The organism is Burkholderia sp. MSMB1072 (assembly GCF_001524725.1).
GTDB lineage: Bacteria > Pseudomonadota > Gammaproteobacteria > Burkholderiales > Burkholderiaceae > Burkholderia.
On record NZ_LOYC01000010.1, the window covers coordinates 286,356 to 292,355 of the forward strand.

6 protein-coding genes are annotated in these 6,000 nt (G+C 67.4%); 1 reads left to right on the forward strand and 5 read right to left on the reverse strand.

What is annotated here, in order from left to right; translation table 11 throughout:
- Nucleotides 1-494: 494 nt before the first annotated feature.
- Genes WS89_RS06365 through WS89_RS06375 form a run of 3 tightly spaced genes read right to left on the reverse strand, consistent with a single transcriptional unit; the run spans nucleotide 495 to nucleotide 2,129 of the window.
- Entirely contained in the window at nucleotides 495-1,046 is a 552-nt protein-coding gene (locus tag WS89_RS06365; protein ID WP_156440185.1) for a shikimate kinase, read from the reverse strand.
- Entirely contained in the window at nucleotides 1,043-1,690 is a 648-nt protein-coding gene (locus WS89_RS06370) for a hypothetical protein (protein WP_060035469.1), read from the reverse strand. The genes WS89_RS06365 and WS89_RS06370 overlap by 4 nt, the downstream gene beginning before the upstream one ends.
- A 28-nt stretch (nucleotides 1,691-1,718) precedes the next feature.
- Nucleotides 1,719-2,129, reverse strand: a complete 411-nt coding sequence (locus WS89_RS06375; protein ID WP_034207340.1) for an acyl-CoA thioesterase — start codon at nucleotides 2,127-2,129, stop codon at nucleotides 1,719-1,721.
- Nucleotides 2,130-2,512: 383 nt separating this feature from the next.
- Between WS89_RS06375 and WS89_RS06380 the strand changes: the two genes are divergently transcribed.
- Entirely contained in the window at nucleotides 2,513-3,625 is a 1,113-nt protein-coding gene (locus WS89_RS06380) for a 3-deoxy-7-phosphoheptulonate synthase (protein ID WP_082741807.1), read from the forward strand.
- A gap of 19 nt (nucleotides 3,626-3,644) precedes the next feature.
- On the opposite strand, the gene WS89_RS06385 is transcribed toward WS89_RS06380, so the two are convergent.
- Both WS89_RS06385 and WS89_RS06390 read right to left on the reverse strand, forming a co-directional pair.
- Nucleotides 3,645-5,012, reverse strand: a complete 1,368-nt coding sequence (locus WS89_RS06385; protein WP_059789971.1) for a glutamate--cysteine ligase — start codon at nucleotides 5,010-5,012, stop codon at nucleotides 3,645-3,647.
- 119 nt (nucleotides 5,013-5,131) lie between these two features.
- Nucleotides 5,132-5,968, reverse strand: coding sequence for an AraC family transcriptional regulator (locus tag WS89_RS06390; protein WP_059789933.1), 837 nt, complete (start codon nucleotides 5,966-5,968; stop codon nucleotides 5,132-5,134).
- Nucleotides 5,969-6,000: the final 32 nt, after the last annotated feature.

Below are 6,000 nucleotides of genomic sequence, written 5' to 3' on the forward strand. Positions count from 1 at the left end.
GATCGTGTAGCGCCTTGCTGGACAAGGCTTTCGGGCGGTCCGGCGATGATGGCCGGACATCGACGAACGGCGAACGATTCCGGAAAGGCCGCGGGAAAGCGGAGCAGTCGTCTGCTCAACGTTTCCCTAAAGCGAACAGGCGCCTCGTCATTATTCCGCTTTATACAGCGCACCGTCTCTCCCAGCTTTGCAGGCCCCGATCGCGAGCGACCCGCCGACGGCCTGCGCTTGCACGGACAACGAGCGCATTCGAAACGGAGACGTTACGTGTCGCGCGACGACACCGCGCCGGGTGGTTCGACGAGTACGGATTTGCGGCGCGCGGCGCGTCGATTCTTCTGTCGCGGAACACGCAGTTGGATCACGAAAACACTACCATCCGGATAACTTTTCTTATCACAATAGGACGATAAAGAATCCGAACTCGCCGTTCCAAAAACGCGCGTGATACCGAACGCGCGCTCGATTCGAAGGGCAGGGAAGCGAAAGCGCCGTCACTCCGGCGCCTTCATCCGCGCAAACAGCAACGTCAATACTTCCGCCGTCGCGCGCGCGACATCATGTGCGGCCGTATCGACCAGCGCATGCGCGCATTCGCGATACAGCGGGTCGCGCATCCGGTACAGCGCGGCGAGCGTCTGCTGCGGCTCGCCCGACTGCAGCAGCGGCCGCCGCCGCGTGTCGTCGCGTGTCCGCCGCCACAGCACATCGGGATCCGCATGCAGATAGATCACGCTGCCGCGTTCGCTCAGGCGGGCGCGGGTGCGCGGATTCAGGACCGAGCCGCCGCCGGTCGCGACGACCACGTTCGCGCGTTGCGTCAGCTCGTCGACGATCTGCGTTTCGAGCAGCCGAAAGCCGCCTTCGCCGACCACATCGAACAGCGCGGGGACCGAGCGCCCCGTGCGCCGTTCGATCTCGTCGTCGCTGTCGGCGAACGCCCAGCCGAGCGAAGCCGCGAGCGCGCGGCCAAGCGTCGACTTGCCTGCACCCATCATGCCGACCAGGAACGCGCGCCCGCCAGCCGGCGCGACCACGCCGCTCATAACCGTCGCGCGAGCGGCCAGCGCGCCCGCGTCGCCAGACAGATCCGTCGCGCGCGCACCGCATCCGACAGCGTGTCGAGCGCCGCGTCGGTCGACGCGTCATCGGCGTCGAGCAGCGCGCCGAGCACCGGCGCGTCGGGATCGCCGGCCACGAGGTGCTCGGCCGCGTCCGCCGCGATGGTCCGCGGCGTGCGTTCAGGCTCCGCGTCGCGCCCCGGCCGTCGCCACCTGCCGTGCAGATCGCGCCACCGCACGACCAGCCCGTAGAGCAGCGCACCGCCGGGCACGGCCGTGTCGTCGGGGGCCGCCGCCGAACCGTCGGGCGTCGTACACCGTGTGACCCAGCTCGCGAATTCGAGCAGCGACGCGTCGTGGGCCACCGTCGCCGCGTCGAGCGCCACGGCCACGCCGGCGTCCCGCAGCCGGCCGAGCAGCGGCCGCACGCCGTCGTGCACACCGCCGCACGGCTGCAGCAGCACCTCCAGCTCGTCCTCATGGCGGCATGCGAGCGCGCGGTGCCGCTCGAGCGTCGCCGGCTCGAGCAATGCCTGCGCCGCATGCCGGACGATCACGATCGCGCGATCGTCCCGCCGCTCGACGATCGCGCCGATCCGGCGCCGGGCGCGCGCCACCGCGCAGCTCACGTGTCGCTCCCGAGCAGGCGCGCCCCCATTACAGCGACCCCTGGAATTCGAGCACGCGCGTCTTGAATTCGTCGGGCACGGCCAGCGTCGTGTTGTTCGCGTAATCGAACATCACGTGCGTCGACACGCCGCGCGCGACGATGGTCTGGTCGTCGCGCTCCATCAGGTGTTCGAGATCGAAGCTCTTGCTGCCGAAGCGCACGATGCTCGAGCGAACGGTCAGGTTGTCGCCGAACTGTGCCGGCGCGAGGTATTCGCACTGTGTCTTCACCATGATGTGCGGCAGTTTCTCGCTGCGCGGCAGGCCGAGCAGGTCGAACATGTAGCAGAGATACGAATGCTGCAGATAGTCGTAATAGACGGGACTGCTCACATGCCCCATCGAATCCGTATCGCGATACTTGACGTGAATGGGGGTTTCGTAATGTCGCTTCGACATGATGACTCTCCGCAATGACTGGGTTGATTTATATTTTCGAGCCCGAATGGCCTGTCGGGCATCCGAAAATTAATCGAACGACTATCGGGCCGCCACTATCAGAACGAATAGCGAAGCTTGGTAAAAATGCCGTCCGTGCGTGCATTGCCGAGCAACAATCGCATCCGCGTTTTCAAATGAAAACCGAATGCACGCTCCATTTCACGCCCCGCTAACAGCAAATTGCCGGACCCCAAATTATCGAATCCGACGCTTATTCTTCACATTCATAAGGTTATGAATTAGATACTGATAAATATGTTAGTTGCGCGTCGAAAGCACCATTCAATACAGTCGCGCTGTAGTAAAAAGTCTCGTTAATTATCGACAGGAGGGCAGTCCCCATGGATGCAAACGCCTGGACGACAAACCGCGACGCCGTGCTGCGCTTGCCGTCCCCTGCGGATCTGGCCGACGCACTGCCGCCGGCGTGGCGCGCGTCGCGCACCGTTCATACGACCCGCCGCGCGATCGTCGACGTGCTCGACGGCACGGATGACCGGCTCGTGGTGATCGCCGGCCCGTGCTCGATACACGATCCCGACGCCGCGCGCGACTACGCGGCGCGGCTCGCGCTGCAACGCGCGCGCTTTGCGGACGAACTGGAAATCGTGATGCGCGTGTACTTCGAGAAACCGCGCACGACGGTCGGTTGGAAGGGGTTGATCAACGATCCGCTGCTGGACGGCAGCGACCGGATCGACGTCGGACTGCACACGGCCCGTGCGTTGCTGTGCGACATCAACGGCACGGAAATGCCGGCTGCGACCGAGTTGCTCGATCCGCTGTCGCCGCGCTACCTGGCCGATCTGGTCGCGTGGGGCGCGATCGGCGCGCGCACCGTGGAGTCGCAGGTGCATCGCGAGCTGGCGTCGTCGCTGCCGATCCCGATCGGCTTCAAGAACGGTACCGACGGCAATGTCCAGATCGCCGTCGATGCGATGCGCGCGGCGGCGCACGCGCACCGCTTCCTGTCGATCGATGCGGGCGGCCGGCTATGCGCGGCCGCGTCGTCCGGCAATCCGCATACGCACGTCGTGCTGCGCGGCGGCCGCGAGCCGAATTTCGACGCGGCCGCCGTGAATGCCGCGTGCGAGCGCATGACGGCCGCGCACTTCGCACCGCGCGTGATGATCGACGTCAGTCACGGCAACAGCCGCCGCCAGTACCGGAATCAGCTCGCGGTCGGCGCGGAAGTTGCCGCGCAGGTGGCGGCCGGCGATACGCGCATCGTCGGCGTGCTGATCGAGTCGAACCTGATCGAAGGGCGCCAGGATGTCGTGCCCGGCGTACCGCTGCGCTATGGGCAGAGCATCACGGACGCGTGCCTGTCGTTCGCCGATACCGCTCGGCTGTTCGAGACGCTCGCGCACGCCGTCCGTACGCGGCGACGCGGCCACGCGCTGCCGATCGGCGTCGAGTTCGCTCACGAGCCGCTGCTCGCCTGCTGCGCGTGAGCGGCCCGGCGCGACGTGCTCAGATGGCGGCTTCGTCATGGATCCGCGTCGCATCGCCGGCCCACGCGTCGCGATAGCGGGCCAGCCAGTGTTCGGCCTGGGTCGGCGCGCCGGCGACGATCTCGTCGAGCGGCGCGAGATACATCGATTCATCGCGGCCGGCCGCATCCATGCGCGCCCGCGCGCGCAGGCCGCGCTGCGCGATCGCGAGCGCATCGGCCGCGATCGCGCGCAACGACCGGCCGTCGACCGGCGTATCGAGCCCGGTACGCGGCACGTCGCGACGCAGCGTGAGCAACGTGCCGCGGTCGATCGCGGCAGCCAGCGTCCCGGCGTCCGACAGCGCGGTCGGATCGTACAGCAGGCCGGTCCAGAACGCGGACAGCGCGACCATCATGTCGGGCGAGCCGGCATCGGCGCCGCGCATCTCGAGATAGCGCTTCAGCCGTACCTCGGTGAACACCGTCGTCAGATGGTCCGCGAAATCGCCCAGCGTCGGCGTCTCGCCTTCGAGATGCGGAATGCGCCGCCGCATGAAATCGCGGAACGTGTGCCCGGTCGCATCCGCATAACGATCGCCGCGCCGCACGAAATACATCGGCACGTTGTCGAGCAGCCAGCTCACGTAGCGCTCGAAGCCGAAGCTGCGCGACAGGAACAGCGCCGGCACGCCGCAGCGATCCTCGTCGGTATCGAGCCACGTGTGTGCGCGCGTCGACAGCAGGCCCGACGGGCAGCCGTCGCGGAACGGCGAATTCGCGAACAGCGCGGTCGCGACCGGCTGCAACGCGAGCGCGACGCGCATCTTGCGCGCCATGTCGCTTTCCGATGCGAAATCGAGGTTGACCTGCACGGTGCAGGTGCGCTGCATCATGTCGAGCCCGCGCGTGCCGACACGCGGCATGTAGCGCCGCATGATCGCGTAGCGCTGCTTCGGCATCCACGGCAGCGCGTCGCGCGACAGGTGAGGGTGAAAGCCGAGCGGCACGCAGCGCAGGCCGAGCGGATCGCATGCCGCACGGGCCGCGGCGAGGTGCGCATGCAGTTCGGCATGCGTGTCGTGCAGCGTATCGAGCGGCGCACCCGACAGTTCGAGCTGGCCGGCCGGCTCGAGCGAGATCGCGGCGCCGTCGCGCTGAATCACGCCGACGGTCTGCCCGGCATCGACGATCGGCGTCCCGTCGCCGCGCAGCCGCGCCAGCACCGCGGCGATGCCGGACGGCCCTTCATAGCGCGCAGCCGCGTGCGTCGCGCGGGATACGACGAACTTCTCGTGCTCGGTACCGATCCGGAACTGCGCGGCCGGCTTGCAGCCGGCGGCCAGATGATCGGCGAGCTGCTGCTCGGAGACGATCGGCGTGTTGTCCGATCCGACGGCATTCGACATCGACATCCTCCACAGGTCACATTGAGCGACCGACCGGCCGGTCGCACGGCGACTATAGCGACGTCGATGCGCGCGCAGTACTGGCAGGGGTGATAGGGGCCGTGCGATGCCGTGCGGCATTACGGCTGCTTGCGCTTCGCGAAGTAATGGGCAGGCGAATCGCCGAACGCGCGACGGAACATCGCGATGAAATTGCTCGGCGTCGCATAGCCGAGCGCGTCCGCGATGTTGGCGACGCTGTCGCCGTTCGCCAGACGTTCGAGCGCATGCGTGAGCCGCGCCTGTTGCCGCCACTGCGCGAAGCTCGTGCCGGTTTCCGCGACGAACAGCCGGCTCAGCGTGCGGGCGGACAGTCCGGCCCATTCGGCCCATGCGTCGAGCGTGCGGCCATCGTGCGGCTGCCCGAGGATCGCGTTGGCGATCCGCAGCAACCGCCGGTCGTGCGGCATCGGCAAGTGCAGCGGTTCGTGCGGCGCGCGGCGCATCTCGTCGAGCAGCACGACGCTCATGCGCGCCTGCTCGATGTCGAGCCGATCCTGACCGGCCCACGACACCGCGCGCCGCACGAGTGCGCGCATCAGTTCGGTGATCGCGATCACGCACGGCTGATCGGGCATCCGGCGGCTCGCGGCCGGTGCGATCACGACGCTCCAGCCGCTCAACGCACCGCTGATGCTGACCTTGTGCTGCTCTCCCGGCGGAATCCAGCCCGCGCGATGCGGCGGCAGCAGCCACGAACCGTGCGGCGTGCGCACGTGCGCGAATCCGCTTTCGACGCAGAACACCTGGCCGCGCAGATGGCTGTGCCAGTCGACCTCTCGCGTGCCGAGCTGGTAGGCGTTGCTGCCGTCGTCCTCGCCCCAGACGGCGATCAGTGACGGGCCGTCCGCGCGTTCGCTCGGATCGGCGTTGGCGCGCTGCACTGCGCGGGCGGGAGAAGCGTCTCGGATGGGCATGGCCGGAATTCATTATTTTTTGTCTAAACAAC